15 protein-coding genes are annotated in these 18,049 nt (G+C 39.9%); 14 read left to right on the top strand and 1 reads right to left on the bottom strand.

Annotation, left to right across the window (positions count from 1 at the left end):
- The first annotated feature begins 48 nt into the window (after positions 1 to 48).
- From CZ434_RS07290 to CZ434_RS07275, 4 genes are all read left to right on the top strand, one after another.
- A complete protein-coding gene (locus CZ434_RS07290; protein WP_077622518.1) occupies positions 49 to 783 on the top strand; it encodes a GntR family transcriptional regulator in 735 nt (244 codons plus the stop codon).
- The gene (locus CZ434_RS07285; protein WP_077622517.1) at positions 770 to 1,750 is read left to right on the top strand and encodes a hydroxyacid dehydrogenase; all 981 of its coding nucleotides are present in this window, start codon (positions 770 to 772) and stop codon (positions 1,748 to 1,750) included. The genes CZ434_RS07290 and CZ434_RS07285 overlap by 14 nt, the downstream gene beginning before the upstream one ends.
- Before the next feature lie 71 nt (positions 1,751 to 1,821).
- Positions 1,822 to 2,739, top strand: coding sequence for a dihydrodipicolinate synthase family protein (locus CZ434_RS07280; protein ID WP_077622516.1), 918 nt, complete (start codon positions 1,822 to 1,824; stop codon positions 2,737 to 2,739).
- A gap of 53 nt (positions 2,740 to 2,792) precedes the next feature.
- Positions 2,793 to 3,965, top strand: a complete 1,173-nt coding sequence (locus CZ434_RS07275; RefSeq protein WP_077622515.1) for a mandelate racemase/muconate lactonizing enzyme family protein — start codon at positions 2,793 to 2,795, stop codon at positions 3,963 to 3,965.
- Between the two features lie 281 nt (positions 3,966 to 4,246).
- Here the strand turns inward: CZ434_RS07275 and CZ434_RS07270 are convergent, their stop codons facing one another.
- Positions 4,247 to 4,804 (bottom strand): cysteine hydrolase family protein, encoded by a 558-nt coding sequence (locus tag CZ434_RS07270; protein WP_077622514.1) that lies wholly within the window; start codon positions 4,802 to 4,804, stop codon positions 4,247 to 4,249.
- Between the two features lie 395 nt (positions 4,805 to 5,199).
- Between CZ434_RS07270 and CZ434_RS07265 the strand changes: the two genes are divergently transcribed.
- The 10 genes from CZ434_RS07265 to CZ434_RS07220 all read left to right on the top strand — a co-directional run bounded on the left by CZ434_RS07265 (position 5,200) and on the right by CZ434_RS07220 (position 18,029).
- Positions 5,200 to 6,507, top strand: coding sequence for an ABC transporter substrate-binding protein (locus tag CZ434_RS07265; RefSeq protein ID WP_077622513.1), 1,308 nt, complete (start codon positions 5,200 to 5,202; stop codon positions 6,505 to 6,507).
- 207 nt (positions 6,508 to 6,714) lie between these two features.
- Positions 6,715 to 7,569: a carbohydrate ABC transporter permease gene (locus CZ434_RS07260; protein WP_245831061.1), complete on the top strand. Its 855-nt coding sequence runs from the start codon at positions 6,715 to 6,717 to the stop codon at positions 7,567 to 7,569.
- A gap of 18 nt (positions 7,570 to 7,587) precedes the next feature.
- A complete protein-coding gene (locus CZ434_RS07255) occupies positions 7,588 to 8,436 on the top strand; it encodes a carbohydrate ABC transporter permease (RefSeq protein WP_077622511.1) in 849 nt (282 codons plus the stop codon).
- Positions 8,437 to 8,472: 36 nt separating this feature from the next.
- A complete protein-coding gene (locus CZ434_RS07250; RefSeq protein WP_077622510.1) occupies positions 8,473 to 9,768 on the top strand; it encodes a Gfo/Idh/MocA family protein in 1,296 nt (431 codons plus the stop codon).
- Between the two features lie 105 nt (positions 9,769 to 9,873).
- A complete protein-coding gene (locus CZ434_RS07245; RefSeq protein WP_077622509.1) occupies positions 9,874 to 10,530 on the top strand; it encodes a YesL family protein in 657 nt (218 codons plus the stop codon).
- A 120-nt stretch (positions 10,531 to 10,650) separates the two neighbouring features.
- Complete coding sequence (locus CZ434_RS07240; RefSeq protein WP_077622508.1) at positions 10,651 to 11,628, top strand: bile acid:sodium symporter family protein; 978 nt, start codon at positions 10,651 to 10,653, stop codon at positions 11,626 to 11,628.
- A 343-nt stretch (positions 11,629 to 11,971) separates the two neighbouring features.
- Positions 11,972 to 13,288: a hypothetical protein gene (locus tag CZ434_RS07235; protein ID WP_077622507.1), complete on the top strand. Its 1,317-nt coding sequence runs from the start codon at positions 11,972 to 11,974 to the stop codon at positions 13,286 to 13,288.
- 11 nt (positions 13,289 to 13,299) lie between these two features.
- Positions 13,300 to 15,090 (top strand): cache domain-containing sensor histidine kinase, encoded by a 1,791-nt coding sequence (locus tag CZ434_RS07230; protein ID WP_077622506.1) that lies wholly within the window; start codon positions 13,300 to 13,302, stop codon positions 15,088 to 15,090.
- Between the two features lie 724 nt (positions 15,091 to 15,814).
- Complete coding sequence (locus CZ434_RS07225) at positions 15,815 to 17,371, top strand: response regulator transcription factor (protein ID WP_179107202.1); 1,557 nt, start codon at positions 15,815 to 15,817, stop codon at positions 17,369 to 17,371.
- 199 nt (positions 17,372 to 17,570) lie between these two features.
- Positions 17,571 to 18,029 (top strand): NUDIX domain-containing protein, encoded by a 459-nt coding sequence (locus CZ434_RS07220; protein ID WP_179107201.1) that lies wholly within the window; start codon positions 17,571 to 17,573, stop codon positions 18,027 to 18,029.
- Positions 18,030 to 18,049 lie beyond the last annotated feature (20 nt).

The following is an 18,049-nucleotide window of genomic DNA, read 5'->3' as shown; positions in this document are numbered from 1 at the left end:
TTAAAATAAAGTAATATCTGATATATCAGATACCAGGGAGGGCTGGATGTGAAGACAGGTAAGAAACAAGAATTAAGCAAACCAGCTGAATGGCTGGCTATCAAGCCGGAAAATATACAATCACTGCGTGACATCGTGGTCACATCTTTAAGAGAAGCGATTGTTTCCGGTCATTTCCAGCCAGGTGATCATCTGAAAGAACGAGAACTTTCTGAAGCTATGGGTGTCAGTACCACCCCTATTAAAGAAGCTTTCCGTATCTTGGGACACGAGGGATTAGTGGTCACGGTTCCGAGGAAGGGAACCTTTGTTTCCGAGCTGGCAGATGTGAGCATTCATGAAGTTCAGTTGTTGAGAGCAGTCGTAGAAGGGCTGAACGCCAAGCTGGCTGCAATGAAAATAACCAATACCCAGCTGACGGCTCTTGAACATCAACTAAATAAAATGGAAACATTGCGCAATAACCAGGAAGTGGAGCGATTAGTGGAAGAAAACACCACTTTTCATGATATGATCCGGGAGGCTGCTGCAGCTCCGATGATTTCCCGTATTTTAACGAATGTGGCCAGTTTTGATAAAGCTTTTCGAAAAAGGGCATTGGAGCAGGAAAAGGAGATCGATGATGGATACACCGAACACCATAAAATATTCGAAGCGATTAAAGCAAAAGATGGTGATCTGGCCGAGAAGCTTATGAAGCAGCATATTATGAGAACAGCGGAGGATGTGTTAACACAAAAATCTGGGGCGGATAATGGAGGGATAAACGATGGAGCGTTTTAAAGTATTGCTTCCTCAGCCAGTGGCAGAGGAAGGAATACGTTGTTTACAAGCAGCTGGCTGTGAAGCTGTTCATGCTGACGGGACAGACGAGCATACGCTGATAAAAGCTGTGCAAGATTGTGATGCTATTTTAGTAAGAACTGCAAGAATTACCCGGCAAATAATTGAAAGCGCTGACAAATTGAAAGTAATTGCCAGACATGGAGTTGGCTTGGATAACGTTAATATTGCAGCTGCCTCTGAACGGGGAATTTATGTGTGTAATGCACCGACGGCAAACATTCACTCTGTCGCCGAACATGTCTTAGGTCTGATGATTGCTGTTTCCCATTTTATACCTGCCGCTGATAAAGCTTTACGAAGAGGGGATTTTGCAACGAGAAACTACTTTATTGGAAATGAACTGCTCGGCAAAACAGTTGGATTAATTGGTTGTGGAAACATAGGTAAACTTGTTGCACAAAAGTGTGCCTTAGGACTGGGCATGAAAGTGATTGCTTTTGACCCGAATATTAATCGTCCGGAACAGGACTTTATTGAAATGGTTTCTACCGTTGAAGAGGTCCTTCGGAGAGCAGATTATGTGTCTTTGCATTTGCCGTATAGCCCCGAACTTCATCACTTTATCCATACATACAAGCTCAAGCTTATGAAATCTTCCGCTTATCTAATCAATGCAGCCAGAGGGGGTCTGGTCGATGAACAAGCCCTTTACGATGCATTGGTTTCCAAATCGCTTGCTGGAGCTGCACTGGACTGTTTTGAAAAAGAACCCCCACTTCCTAACCATCCGCTCTGGGAATTGGAAAATGTCGTCGTAACTCCTCATATGGCCGCTCATACAAAAGAAGCGATGATCCGAATGGCAATGATACCAGCTGAAGAAATTATCAGAGTCAAGAATGGAAAACAGCCAAATGTATGGATAAACAGAGACCTGTTCAAAGAGGGGGAGATTCATCATTAAGGATTAATGCTGTTTATTCTCAACAAACAGAAAGCGTTTAGCAGGAAAACGAAATAGAGGAGGTTCGTAAGATGAATTATGCAGAATTCAGTAAAAGGTTAGAGACAATTTCAGGTATAACTGTTACCCCGTTTAATAAGGCAACAAAGGCGGTTGACTGGGAGGGAGTGAAGGCAAATGTCGAATTTCTAATTAACAAAGGAGTAAAAGTGATCGTTCCCTGCGGCAACACCAGTGAATTCTATTCGCTCACCCTGGCAGAAGCAAAAGAAGAAATCAGCAGAGTAGTAGAATATACAGCCGGGAGAGCTTCTGTCATAGCTGGTATTGGTTATGCAGTCGACACGGCCATTGAGCTGGGGAACCACGCCAAACAAGCCGGTGCTGACGGAGTGATGATCCACATGCCTATTCACCCATATATAACAAACACCGGCGCTGTCGAATATTTTAAAAATGTTATTCAATCCATCAATCTACCATCTATTATCTACTTCAAAGATCCTCACTTAAGTGACAATCTCCTCTCAGAACTGGCTCCTTTAGAACAATTAGTGGCAGTAAAATATGCAGTGAACGATCTACCAAGGTTTGCAGCGACGGTTCAGTCGATTGACCCTGCTCACCATATCACTTGGATTTGTGGCACTGCCGAAAAATGGGCTCCTTTCTTTTATCAGGCAGGAGCAAAGGGCTTCACTTCCGGTATGGTAAATGTATACCCGGAAAAATCTTTTGAACTGTTACATGCCTTAGAAGCAGGGCAAACAGATCAAGTATGGAAGATTTGGAAGGAGATTCTACCCTTTGAAAATCTAAGAGCAAAATATAACAGCGGCAATAACGTCGTAGTGGTTAAAGAAGCAATGGAACGACTGGGACTGCGAGCAGGTGTAACACGAGAACCTGTTGGAGAGCTTGATATGCAGGATAAGCAGGCTGTGGCAGAGTTGATAGAAGCATGGGGATTAAAACTACAGACTACATGACAGATTACGAGAAAAGCCTTATTAAATTAAGGAAAAGAAAGGATAGATAAATAATGAAAATAACGGATCTTCAGTTAACAGTAATCGGAGTGCCGCGACATACAGGTTTTGTCAATAAGCATGTCATTGTGGAGCTTTTCTCGGATGAAGGCATCACAGGGATTGGTGAAATGTCCGACTTTTCCCATTTACCGCGGTATGCACCGGATATAAAGGATTTGACCAATGTATTGAAATCTATCTTAGTTGGCAGAAATCCATTCGATGTCTCATCCATTAATCAGGAACTGTCAGGGAATTTTCCGGAAGCTATGTATTATTATGAAAAAGGAAGTGTTATCAGAAACGGAGTTGATGCGGCACTGCATGATCTAAATGCTAAATTTCTTGGTATTTCTGTTGCAGACTTAATTGGCGGGCTGGTAAGAAACAAAATCAAAGTTTGCTATCCTATTTTCCGCCATCGCTTTATGTCAGAGGTAGATGAGAATTTAGCAATAGTAAGAAAGCGTCTGGAACAGGGGTTCGATGTTTTCAGGTTGTATGTCGGCAAGAATCTTGATGCGGATGAAGCCTTTTTGGATGGCGTTCAACGGGAATTTGGTTCGAAAGTGACGATTAAATCATTGGATTTCAGCCATTTGCTAGATTGGAAAGATGCCCTGCGAGCAGTAAAGAGACTGTCAAAGTATGATTTTCAACTGATTGAAAGTCCTGCACTTGCCAACGATTTCGAAGGCCTGCTGGATTTCCGGAAAAGAGTCGACGAGCCAATCAGCGAACATGTGTGGAGCACCAGGCAGCAATATGAGATGATCAAGCATAATTCAGTGGATATCTTTAATATTTCACCTGTCTTTATCGGAGGTATAACGGCAGCCAGAAAAGCCGCCCACGCAGCAGAAGTCGCTGGAAAGTCATGCTTAATGGGAACTACTCAGGAATTATCGATTGGGACAGCTGCCATGGCACAACTTGGCAGTACACTGGTAAACTTGAATTATACTTCCGATCCAACTGGTCCGGAACTCTATGTAAGTGATGTCGTTAAGCATAAAATCCAATACCAGGATGGCTATTTACATATCCCGGACAGAGGGGTAAAAGGATTGGGCGTAGAATTGGATCCTGAGCTCATGGAAAAATATAAAGTGGAAGATTTAAGCTGGGGTGACGTGACTGTCCATCAATTACAGGACAGAACGGCAACAGTGAGTACAAAATAGCTGTAAAGAAACAAAGCTCTTTGTTAGAAAGAGAAACAGCATGCGGTTCCTTTCTGGCAGAGGGCTTTGTTTCTTGCTCTGTTAAAGTTTAATGTTGATATTTGTATATATAATAGGTATTCCGGTTCTAGGTTTTTATTAAACAATCGCCCCCGTAAGTATAATCTTTCACATACGTTAGGTTCTTGAATTATATCCATTCTATCTTAATAATTTTCTTATCCAAGATAATATCCCAATATCAAAAAAACGAAATTGGGATATAGTTTTACTTTTGATTTTCACCTGTATGAATTATGTGTTGGATAGAATAACTCTTCTTCTGTATTTCTGACAATTGAAAAATGTTCAACATTGTAATGTCCATGAAGAGTTTCATTATGATGCTTTATAATTTGTTCTGCACTTAAAGCTTCGCCGTCTGATGTTGAATGTCCATCTCCAACTAGGGTGACATCCATTCCATTAATAGTCGCCGTTCGAACTGCACTGTCTATGCAATGTTGGGTGGCACATCCCATTACAACTACATGGTCAATCTCTTGAGATTTTAAGTAATTTAGAAGTCCTGTGCCATGAAACGAATTCGTTGCAGTTTTTTCAAAGAAACGTGCATTTGTCGGTACATTAATTTTTTCATGAACTTGAAAACCTTTGCCTATGCCTTCTGCAACTTCCAAGTCCCTTACAAAGACAACAGGAACCTTAACATTATTCGCTTTATCAATCACTGCATTGATATTTGTGATAAGTTGTTCCTTTTTGTATACAGCACTTTCTTCTTGATTCCCTTCAATTAATTCCTGTTGGGCATCAATAATTAACAATATTTGTTTCAACTATTTTTCCCCTCTCAAATGTGGGGAAACGCTATTAATTTGACGTTTTCCCCTTAATGTTTTTAACACCGATATATTTTTTCATTTTCATAATATCTACCTCCTACACTGAGATTGTCCTCTAATTGAGTATTTAATTTTCAGACAATTAGATATTAACATAATATAGTTGAAATCGCATTCTAATATCGTCAATTGTTTACTATACTGACAAAATCCCCGTTCTTTTAGAAAACAGCCTATTAATTTGAAACAAGGGACTTTCTGGATATCCGCTTGTCTAAATAGTCTGTTTATTATACATCCACCTCTGCATTTTTTATTTCTAGACCAAAAAAAGTGGTATAAACTGTATTTGTAAACGCTTTCAACAAATAATAAGGAGGGTTCAATCAGTGAAGAATTACTTGTTTTTATTGTTGTCGGTAGCCACACTGATTTTTTTGGCGGCATGTAGTGGAGGATCAAGTGAAGAAGCTTCTGGAAATGAAAAAAACGGAGGCGAAGATGGAGACAAAATTACATTGCGAATGTCTTGGTGGGGTTCACAAACGCGTCATGATATGACTAATGAAATTATTGCGTTATATGAAGAACAAAATCCAAATATTGATATCCAACCTGAATTTACAGGCTTTGACGGCTATTTTGAAAAGATGGCCGCTCAGGCAGCTGGTAATAACCTTCCTGATATCATGCAGCAAAACTTTGGAGAATATATCAACCAATACGCTTCCCAGGGATTGCTAGCCGATCTTACACCATTCGTAGAAGATGGAACTATTGACTTGGAAGGTGTAAGCGAAACTGTTCTTGACAGTGGGAAAGTTGATGGAACATTTGTAGGCGTACCGACTGGAACTAATGCACTTGTTGCTACTTACAATCCTGAAACATTTGAAGAGGCTGGTGTTGAGCCGCCTACTAATGATTGGACGTGGGAAGATTATCAAAACATCGCGAAAGAAATTCATGAAAAAACAGGCCAATACGGCACACGTTTAGTAGAGCCGGCCAACATGTTTGATTATTACTTGAGAGAAAAAGGTAAAGCAATGTTCAGCGAAGATGGAAAAGCTCTTGGATATGAAGATGATCAATTACTTATTGATTACTTTACCATGACAAAAGACATGATTGATGAGGGCGTCGCTCCAGGATACGATGTTATCCAGCAGATTAAAGGGTTGGAAGATGAATTGATTGTCAGAGGAGAAACTCCTCTTGATGCTACTAACTGGTCTAATCAAGTTGGTGCATTGACGGAAGCAGCCGGTAACCCACTTGAAATGGTAGTATTGCCAGGTGAAAACAATGACCAGGGAATGTTCTTAAAACCTTCCATGTTATGGTCTATCGGTGAAAATTCTAAGCATAAAGAAGAAGCGGCTAAATTTATAAACTTCTTCACTAACACAGTAGAGGTATTTGAAGTTATTGGTTCCGACCGAGGAGTGCCAATTAAACCTGAAATTCGGGAAGCATTACAACCTAGTTTAAGTGACGTAGATAAGCAGGTTTATGAATATGTAGAATATGTAGCTGAGCATAGTTCCCCGGCTGATACGAACTATCCGTCTTCAGCGAGTGAAGTTCTAAAGGCTCTGGAAGATGTTGACGAGTTGGTTATGTACGGTGAACTGACACCAGAGGAAGGTGCTAAACAGTTTAGAAAAAAAGCGGAGACAATTCTAGCAGAATAACAATGACGGGATCCTGATCAACGTTGGTGTTCAGGATCTCCCTATTGATTATGAATGGAGCAGAAAGAGGTGATGGGAATGGAACTGAAAAATGTAGAAATACAGGAAGAGGTGCAAGAGAGACCCGTATATAAAGGTAATAAAAAACCAAATCCTGTTACAAAGTTGAAGAGAAGAAAGAAAGTTCAAGATGGTTATGATAATAAGATGGGATATCTTTTTATCTCTCCATTTATTATAGGGACATTAGCGTTGACTCTTTTTCCTATCTTATACTCTCTATATCTTTCTTTTACGGATTTCAATCTAATAGGCACACCACAATGGACAGGTATTGACAATTATAAGGAAATGTTTACGCAGGATCCGCAGTTCTGGCAAGCTATGAAAGTTACCTTCCTTTACGCCGGAACTGGAGTGCCAATCCGTCTGGTTTTTGCTTTACTAGTAGCTTTAGTTCTAAATAAGGTAGTAGAAATGGCTGGCTTTTACAGGACAATGCTTTACCTTCCTTCCATTGTAGGCGGTAGCATTGGTGTATCTATTATGTGGAGACAATTGTTTGGAAATGATGGGGCATTAAATTCATTATTAGCCACGCTTGGATTACCTACACATTCATGGTTGGGTGACCCAGATACAGCAATTTGGACATTGGTAGTTCTATATGGCTGGCAGTTCGGATCATCGATGCTTATTTTCCTGGCGGGGTTGCGCAACATTCCAAAAACTTACTATGAAGCATCCTCTGTGGATGGAGCTCATAAGCTGCAGCAATTTTTCAAAATCACGCTTCCTTTGTTAACACCAGTTATTCTATTTAATACGGTTATGCAGACAATTCAAGGTTTTATGGCCTTTACACCAAGTTTTGTCATAACCCAGGGCGGCCCGATGAACAGCACCTTGCTTTACATTCTTTACATGTATCAAAATGCTTTTCAGTTTTTTGATATGGGATATGCTTCTGCTTTAGCTTGGGTAATGCTTCTTATTATTGCTTGCTTTACAGCATTAATATTTAAATCTTCCGAACACTGGGTGCATTATGACGATAATTGATAGGAGGAGGGATTGAAAATGGATTATAGAAAAAAGAAAGCTCGAAATAAGATCATTCAGCATACCCTATTACTTCTTTTTACATTAATAATGCTTTATCCACTCATTTGGATGGTCGGCAGTTCTTTTAAAGAAAGTTCGAGTGTGTTTGTCAATGCCCATCAAATATTCCCGGATGAATGGCATTTTTCGAACTTTGTTCAAGGTTGGGAGGGGTTCGGTGGTATTTCCTTTGCCACTTTTTATAAGAACACCTTCATTATAGTCATTATAGCTACAATCGGCAGCATTCTTTCTTCTACCTTCATTGCATACGGTTTTGCCCGTATCAACTTTAAATTCAAAAAAACGTGGTTTGCAATCATGATGATGACCATGATGCTCCCATTTGAAATGATTATGATACCGCAGTATGTCATGTTCAACTGGTTTGGATGGATAGATACTTATCTTCCGCTTATACTGCCCACATTTTTTGGTGTACCTTTCTTCATCTTTTTGATTATGCAGTTTATCAGAACCATTCCTAAGGAATTGGATCAGGCTGCCAGAATTGATGGTTGTAACACCATTACCATCTTTACAAGAATCATTGTTCCACTTGTCATGCCGGCAATGATGACAGCAGCAATTTTCTCTTTCTACTGGCGTTGGGATGATTTTATGGCACCTCTTCTCTATATTCAGTCTCCTTCCAAGTATCCGGTGTCGCTAGCTTTAAAACTTTTCTCTGATCCGGAAGCAGTAACAAACTGGGGTGCCATGTTTGCGATGACCACACTTAGTCTGCTGCCAATCGTCATCATTTTCTTCATTTTCCAACGTTATATCGTGGAAGGAATTAGCACGAGTGGTTTGAAAGGCTAATTTGCGTTTGAATAATAATAAAGATGGGGTGAGGATGTGAAAAAGTTTGCAGTTTGCGGGGTCAGTAAGCGTGCAATCGGCATGTTTATGGAACCGATGTTGAAAAGATTTTCAGATAGCTGTCAGCTTGTCGGGATGCTGGATGTTGATTCTAAACGATTTGAAGTGTGTAAAGAACAGCTGCCATCGACGCGTGATGTTCCTGTGTTTAAACCTGGAGAATTTGATCGAATGGTAGCTGAAACGAATCCGGATGTAGTTATCGTTGCCAGCCGGGATGATACACATGTCACCTATATTATTAATGCTTTAAGACATGGACTGGATGTAGTGACAGAAAAGCCGATGGCTACTACGGCTGCTGACTGCCGGAGAATTATGGATGAGGAAGAAAGAAGTCAAGGTAAGGTCACGGTCACTTTTAACTATCGATACAGTCCCTATCACACAAAAATTAAGGAATTAATGTTGAGCGGAAAGATTGGCAGAGTCACTTCGGTCGATTTGAACTGGTACATCGATACCTATCATGGTTCCAGCTATTTCCAACGTTGGAACAGACAGCGAGACTTATCAGGCGGGCTGTCGATTCATAAAAGTTCCCATCATTTTGATTTAGTCAACTGGTGGCTTGATCAGAAACCGGTAGAGGTTTTCTCATTCGGTGCGACTAACTATTACGGCAGTGAAAGCCCCTTAAATCCAAAGCGGGAAAATGGCCGTTATTGTGCCACATGCGATGTACAGTCCGACTGTTCCTATTACACCCGCTGGAATACGAGAAGCAACAGCGCCAGTGTCCAAGATGACCATATTGATTCTGATTTAAGTCGCCGGAATGGTTACACAGACTATCGACCAGATCAATGTATCTTTGATTCAACGATCGAAATTGAAGATACCTACACAGCGACAGTAAGATATGAACAAGGTGCTTTGTTAAGTTATTCTATTAACTTCTCGCTTCCTTATGAAGGCTACCGTTTGGCAATCAATGGTACGAAAGGAAGGCTGGAAACGGCTGAGTATCATGCACCATCCCGCGTTCCTTTTCCAACTCCAACCCAGACGATTGATTATTTTCCATTGTTTGGTTCAAAAGAAACCATCCATGTGGTCGAAAGAGAAGGCGGGCATGGAGGCGGCGATCCAGTACTTCAGGAAGATATTTTTCTCGGTGTTGACCCAGGCAGGCCATATCCAATCTTATCGGGAAGCCAGGATGGTGCTTACGCAGTAACGACTGGAGAAGCAGTGTGGAAATCAGTGAAGGAAAAACAGTCCATTTTTATTGAAGATTTACTGTCAGGGCAGAGGCTCGTCAATTCTTGAAAAAGACATTTCTGTATGGATATGATTCCAGCTGTTTATTGGAAGTCTATCCATACAGGAATAATAAGACTGATGGCGTATACTATATAGAGAGGAGCAAAGTGGATGTTAGGGAACCGTTTATTTATTGGAATTTACAAACTATGTAATTGGATTTGTTACTTTTTCTATCTTAATGTAATGTGGATTGTCTGCACGTTGCTGGGTGGTGTAATACTTGGGTTTACCCCAAGCACAATTGCTTTATACACAGTGGCCCGAAAGACCGCGATGCAGGAAGAGGAAGTGCCAGTATTTAAAACATTTTGGCAGACGTATAAAGCTGAGTTTCTGAAAGCTAACTTATTAGGCGGAATACTTGTAGGGGTGGGGTTGATTTGGTATTTCGATCTACTCTTTTTCCGTCAGCTTGAAGGAACTGTTTTTACCATCCTCAACTTGCTAATGACCATTGTGGGAGTAGTATATATTATGTTACTGCTTTATATTTTTCCAATCTATGTACATTATGATATGAAGCTTTTCAGCTATATAAAATATGCCATAGCTTTTGCTTTTTTGCATCCGCTTAATTTTGCAGCAATGTTGATCACAGGTCTTTCGACTTATTACTTTTTAGTATATTTTCAAGGATTTATCCCTCTTTTCGGTGTCAGTCTTCTGGCCCAATTAAACATGTGGCTGGCCTATCTATCATTCCAAAAGGTAGCTGGGACTTATGAAAGCCAGCAGAAAAGAAAATATGAAAAGTCACCGGCCTGATGAAAGGGTAGCCAGATCTATTTACAGCTTGTAATTTTTTACGAACTGTTAATAGATCTGGTTACCTTTGAAGCATAAAATAACAACGTTGTTATAAATGAATGAAATGAGGGGATTTATTTGTTACAATCTATGAATTACTTTTTGGAAAAAAAGATGCCGCTTTTTATACCTTTGATTGTCATTCTTGGAGTAACAGTACTGTCAGGATTGAGTGCTTTCTCGCACTGGGTTCAATGGATATTTGCTTTCATCAGTTTTTCCAGCTGTCTTTCCTTTAATTTGAATGAGGTGAAAAGTACTGTTGCTAAGCCGCTGCCGGTCTTGGTGAGTCTTATCATTCTTCAATTGATCATGCCTAGTATGGCTTTTGCTGCCGGTCATCTGTTTTTTGCTGGCGATATTTACACCATTACAGGGTTGATTCTCATGTTCACTATCCCAACAGGGGTTATTACGTTGATGTGGTCATCTATTTATGGAGGCAAGGTCGGTTTAACACTTGTTACTGTATTGATCGGCACCCTTCTTTCTCCTTTATTGGTTCCGCTTACGCTAGATATTTTAATTGGAGCTCAGGTTGCCATTGATATAGTGGGGCTTATTCAAGGGTTGTTATGGATGATTGTGATTCCTTCTCTCTTGGGAATGATGGTAAACAGGATCACGAAAGGTGAATCAAAAGCGCTCGGGAAAAAATTAGCCCCCTTTTCCAAGCTGAGTATGATGCTTGTCATCTTAATTAATAGTGCAGTAGTCGCACCATATTTCGAGCAAATTAATGGCAAGGTAGTTGTTATTTTCTTACTCGTGTTCGCACTTGCCTGTACAGGATATCTAATCGGATTTTTCACTCCTGTCATGCTGAAATGGGATAAAAGTATAGCGGTTAGTTTGATGTACACGAGCGGGATGAGGAATACAGGGGTCGGCGCTGCTCTTGCAGTTACTTACTTTCCACCTGCCACAGCCCTTCCGGTTGTCCTGGCTGTCCTGTTCCAACAATTCCTTGCTTCATTTTCCGGACAGTTCGCCGAGCGGTATCTTTCAAGTGAAAAAAGTGTACGTGCCATTTTAAAAGTCGGGAAGACAAGCTAAACCAGTAGAAGCATTCTTGAAAGTACGACTCTTCTCGCAGATTTCGTTGCTATGGAAACAACGGAGTTGAGGCAAACTGCGACATAGTGATAATTCTATTTTGTGAAGGTTTCTCTTCTTCTGATGTTAATTGAGTGTTAACCCGACACTGCGGAAAGCGAAGTGTTCTGCCGCAGCGGTTATATAGCACTCGACTTAATCAGGATGGAGGAAAGTTATTGAAATTATGTCGCAGTCTATGGTAAATCCGAAAATAACAGCCTTTTAGAAAGAGCGATCAAATGCCCTCCCTTAACAAAGAGGAGGGCTAAAACGTGTAATTCAAAGAAGGAAGTGAGAGCTTTTGAGCAGTAAAAATCGGACCCTTTCCTACCGGCAGTTAACTGCTTTTTTTATTCCGCTGGGCTTCTCGGCAAGTTTAACATCGATTTCCCATGTAATTATTAACGGAACGTTAAGCAGAGGAGAAGAGGCTGCTTATATTATCGCCTGTTATGCAGTTGCTTTTTCTTTATTTGGAATCGTGGAAAAGCCTATTATTGTTTTCCGGCAGACAAGCTCGGCTTTAGTGAAAGATTATAATTCATTTAAGAAGCTATCCGCTGTCTTTGTCTATGTTACAATAGTAATGATATTAATCAGCTTCATGATTGGCTTTACAGCAGTAGGAGACTGGATGTTTATCCATCTATTTAACGCAGATGCCAACATGGTAGATACCATTTCGCTGACTTTCCGATGGATCGCTTTAGTGATCATTTTTTCAGGAATCCGGGGCATCTATCAAGGAGTCATTATTAATCATCATGAAACGAATTGGCTGACTATAGGTGTTGTCATCCGTCTTGCTGTCATGTTTCTCGTCGCCTTTTGGTTTGTAAGTACCAATAGAGTTCACAGCATGGCCGGGGCTGCTATTTTTTTAACAGGTATGATTGTAGAATGTATGATCAGTGCCTGGAAAGGGCACCGCCTTTTGTTGCAAACGCCGGTTGAAAAAGAATCCACCCTGGAAAATGCAGAAATCATGCCATTTTATATGCCATTGGTCTTTTACTTTTTCATTCAAACTATATTGCAGCCTATTATCTATGTTTTCCTGGCCCAGTCGGCTAACATTGAATTGAGTATTGCCTCATTTGCATTAGCCTTCGCTGTTTCTCAATTAATGCTAAGTTTTTTTATGTACACCCATCAAATTGTGTTGCAATTTTATCAAACTAGCAAAGCAAAAGTTATTAAATTCACCATTTTACTTAGCCTTATTCCGACCATCATGCTCGTTTTGATGTCATACACCCCTTTTGGAATATGGACAATGAAAGTGGTGATGGGCGCGGATCCATCACTGTCTGATTCTACCTTATTTGTGCTTCAATTTTTTATAGTTAAAGTATTGGTCTTTCCCTGGGTCGATTTTTTAAATGGATTCATTATGCTTCAGCGCCGTACAGGCAAAATGCTGGCAGCCCAAGTCGTCAACTTAATTTCTGTGTTTGTCAGTCTGTTGGCACTTGTCCACTTTTTCCCGCAGTTAAATGGAGCAAACGGAGCGATTGCTGCTTCAGTCGGAGAGTTGATGGGCCTAGTAGCTGTTATTATGATTATTTCGAAAGACAAGGCTTACCGGCTTTTTCGTGTTAAAGTGAATGCAGGCTAGGGGGATACTACTTGAGTAAAGAGAGAAATAGAACAAAGAGAAAGTTATCAAGTCCATACCAACTTTTGAAAGCGCTTCATCCGGATGCGATTTTTAACAGGTTCAGTAAAATTCGCAACAAAATCTTTTCCCTTACTTTTTTGCTTTTATTAATTTTTGGTGTTATTGGGCTGATCGTTTTTCAGGCGCTCTCCATGTTATATGAAGAAAAAATATATGAAGAGTCTGCACAGAATCTCAACTTGTCTTCTCATGTAATCGATGAAGAGCTGAAAAAGATTGAAGAATTGGCTTTCCAAATCAGCACGGACAGCTTTACCCAAAACCGCATGGAACAATTAAAAAATGATAATTTTAGCTTTCAGGCTTATCGAACCCAGCAGGATCTATTGGAAAGAATGACAGTCTATGTTCACCAAGAGCCATATATTTCCTCCGTTCAAATTATTGAAGCGAGTGGTAAGGTTCTTCAAGTGGGAAGAACTTCGCAAGATCCTGATGATTTGAAGGCGAAACTGGATATCATTAATAAGGCTGAGGGAGGAAACGTGTGGTTAACCGCAGAAGGGAATCAGATGCTGCTATCCGCACTGGAGATTAGACAAAAAGACAAGCTCTCACTGGAACATCTTGGTTATTTAATTATTTCCATCAACCTCGATGACTTTATTGATAAAACTCTGAGCTTTTCTTTTAATAATCAGTTCATTATTACAAAAGAAGATGAACTGATTTATCAAGATCAATTTAAGGCTGATGAAGTGAAAAATATATTCCAATTAAAAATGGACAATGGTTATCATATTATCCCGATCGGTGGAGAAGAATATTTCGTCACCAATAAAGAATCTGAGTTTTCCGACATGACTTACTATAACATGAGACCGTTTGAGAACATCGTCAGTACCAAACAGCTGATTACCAGACTGATGATTGGTTATTTTATTTTTGTGTTGTTCTTAACGATGTTTCTCAGCCGCAAATCAGCCCGCGCTATATCTAAACCGATTGAGAAGCTGACTGCAAAAATGAAGCAAGTGCAGAATGGCAACTTTGATCCAGTAGATGAACAGGAAGAATCTTATCTAAAGGACGAAATTGGAGATTTGCAGCGTAATTTTTATATTATGCTTGATAAAATAAATGAACTGATTAAAGAGAACTTTACAAAGCAGCTGCTCATTAAAGAAACAGAATACAAAGCCCTGCAATCCCAAATAAATCCCCACTTCCTTTATAACACCCTGGATTCCATCAACTGGCTCGCAAAGATGAACGATCAGCCCAAAATATCATCGATGGTAGAAGCACTTGGCAACATGATGCGCAATATTATCAGTAAGAAAGCGCCATTAATTTCTCTTAAAGAAGAACTGGAAATCATCAATCATTACATTACCATTCAAAAATACCGATATGGCGATAGGCTTCATTTTGATTTGCAATATGATCCGGCACTTGAAACAGCCAGCATTCCCAAGCTTACAATCCAGCCGCTCGTAGAAAACGCTATTCAACATGGTCTAGAAGAAATGGAAGCCAGTTGTTACATAAATGTCCACGTATCCTATGAAGAAGACTTATTGCTGATCATGGTGCGAGATAACGGACCCGGCATGGATGAACAAACAATTCAACAAATTTACCAGGGTAATATTAAACCAAAAGGATCGGGAATCGGCCTGTATAACATAAAAGAAAGAATTGAGCTAATGTTTGGCAAAGAGCATGGAGTAAGAATCGCCAGTGAACCAGGCTCAGGAACAAGCGTGAAAATTGCTTTGCCATTTACCGAGCACTAGCGAACGGTGATTATCCTCTTTGAGACAGGCTCATTTCATATAAGAGGAATTGCGACATAGTGAAAATTTTATTTCTTGTTGTTCTGATGATTGTTTAGCGCATGCACTCGCTGCGGCAGAACACTTCGCTATCCGCAGGCACGTCCTCAGCCAGGAAATTACTTCAATAAGCTTCCTTGCTCCCTTTGGGACTGCGATTACTCGTCCCACCGAAGACCTTTGCTGTTCCCACAGGATAAGGAAAGCTTCGCCAGCATGGGATCGCACAAAGAAAATCGATTTGTATTTTCGAGGAGTCTGCGTGTTCTGCCTTCGCTGTTAGGAGTTTTCTGAATTTTGATTAGGAAGACCTCAAGTAGACATACTTTAGGACCACTTACCTTATGATCAGATATCTATCTTAAGCTGCGAAAAAATGCGAGACTCCAGTGGGAAAGGAACAGTCTGAAGACCCCGCAGGGCGCTTTTTCCCGAGGAGGCTGAAGCGTTCCCCACGGAAAGCGAGTATTTTTCCGCAGCGCCGGACCATCACTCAATCCGAATAGGATGGTAGGAAGTCACGTTTAGTAAAGCTAGTTATGTCACAGTTTATATATATCCAGAAACAACAATCTTATAGAAATCAGCCAAATTAAATCTGCCGGGAAACTGGCGGTAATTGTCCCCCTGATTTAATTATCTTCCCTGTGGATCTAAAGCTTGACCTTATGGAAGGATGAGATGGATGTTTAATGTATTAATTGTCGATGATGAAATTCCTATATTAGAAGGTATTGCTAAAATAGTGGATTGGGAAGGATGCGGCACATCTCTTGTCCATAAAGCATCTAGCGGACAAGCTGCTTTTGAACTGATTAAGAAAGATCCCCCGGATATTGTAATTACAGACATAAAAATGCCTGGTATGAGCGGGGTTGCTTTAATAGAAAAGGTGCATCAGCTTTATCCGGATATTCAGTTCATTGTCCTTTCTGGATACAATGAGTTTGATTTTGCTAAAACGGCAATGAAATACGGAGTACAACATTACTTGTTAAAACCGAGCAATGAACATAAGATTCAAGAAGCTTTGAAAGATATTGTGGAAGGATTAACGGAAAGAAAGAAGAAGGAACACTTTCTGAATGAAATGAAAGCACAGTTAAACCAAATGCTGCCTAAAGCAAGGGAGCAGTTACTGAGGGAATTTATTACGAACAAAAAGTATGGAAAAAAAGATTGGGAGCATTATCAGAAGTTGTTTAGTCTTCCTCCTGCTTCCGATTGGTTTGTGTTGTCCGTGCTTTCACTAGATGATTCGGATGATTACGAAGCACTTTTTGCCTTGAAAGAAATGATTACAAGTGAGTTGGAAGAAGACCGTCTCCCTCTGTTTTCTACGATTCTATCGGAACGAATTATCCTTCTGACAGCAGAAAAGGAAAAAGAAGCTTTACTCGAAAAGGTGAAGGTTGTAAAAGCAAAGTATAAGGAATTCTATCACTTAACCTTTACCACAGCAGTCAGCAGTCCGGGACATATATATAATTTGCACCAGCTTTATCGAGAAACGATTGATTGTCTAAGCCAGCGATTTTATGTAGGAAACGGGGGTACGATTACCTCTCGGGATATTTACCAGGATGGCTATCAACTAGAAGAGCTTCAGTTTGAGCATGAAGACCTACTTTTTGCTGTCAGGAATGGAAATACAGAGGAGACAACACAATACCTGGAAGACTTTTTCGCAAGCATTAAAGAGGCAAAGTATGAAGTGAATACAATCAAATCGCACTGCCTTGAAATGTTCATGCTGCTGATCAGACAGGCCAAAAAGGATGTAATGAACCGCTTGTTTTGCAATGTTTCACGCTTTCAGGACTTTCACACGTTGAATGATATCCAAACATTTATGATGAATACCTCTCTGGAAATAACCAAACAGAACTTTCAGGATAAAAAACAAGCCCAGCATGTATTGGTAAATGAAGTAGAGAAGTATGCAAAGGCTAATCTGCATAACACATCCCTGTCTATCTCTAAGATAGCTAACGAAGTTCTTTATATGAATTCAGACTACCTAGGAAAGGTTTTCAAAAAAGCGACAGGGGAGAAGTTTTCGATTTATCTAATGAAGCTGCGGATGCGAAAAGCGATTGAATTAATCCTTCAATCAGATGAAGTCATGATATTGGAAGTAGCCGAAAAAGTAGGATTTGGCAATAATCCCCGTTACTTTAGCCAAGTATTTAAAAAGCATACTGGGTACACACCGACCGAGTATAAAAGAATCGCTAATTAACAGACCAAATCGCATATGATTTGGTCTGTTGTTTTAAACGTGCTAATTACTATGTTTTTTCATATGCCATATTCTATCTATTTCTTATTAACTAAGTAGATAATTGTAATTTTATGTAAAAGAATATAGAGTTTGTGTATAGATCTACTTAAGCTAGCGTTAGAAATATAGTGTAAAAATTTGAGTGGGGGGAATGGAAATGCCAATTTTAATTAGTAAAAAAGGCGACGTTTTTCTAGACTTTTTAAAAATGGATGAAAAGAATATTAACGATTCTATAAGTGATGCCCCATTAACTCATTCCTTGGTTGTAGTGAAGTACAAAGACGATTACCTTCTATTGTTTAATAAATGGAGGCAAAACTGGGAATTGGCTGGTGGAATGATTGATGAAGGTGAATCACCCAGAGAGTGTGCGATAAGGGAACTTTGTGAAGAAACAAATCAAATTGTCTCACAATTAAATTTTAAGGGACTAATGAAATTTAGATTAAAACCTGATGATAGATTCGAATATGGTGCTTTGTATAGTGGTGAGATAAAAGACTTAAGACCATTCCAAGAAAACGAAGAAGCAGAACAAATTCTGTTTTGGGACAAGAAGAGCGATATTGGTTACATAGATGAAATTGATGAAAAGTTGCTTGAATATTATTAAAGGTTCTTCCGGAAACCTAC

Source organism: Sediminibacillus massiliensis, from assembly GCF_900156915.1.
Lineage (GTDB): Bacteria > Bacillota > Bacilli > Bacillales > Amphibacillaceae > Sediminibacillus_A > Sediminibacillus_A massiliensis.
Note: the sequence above shows the minus strand (reverse complement) of the source record. Positions and strands in the feature narration are given on the sequence as shown.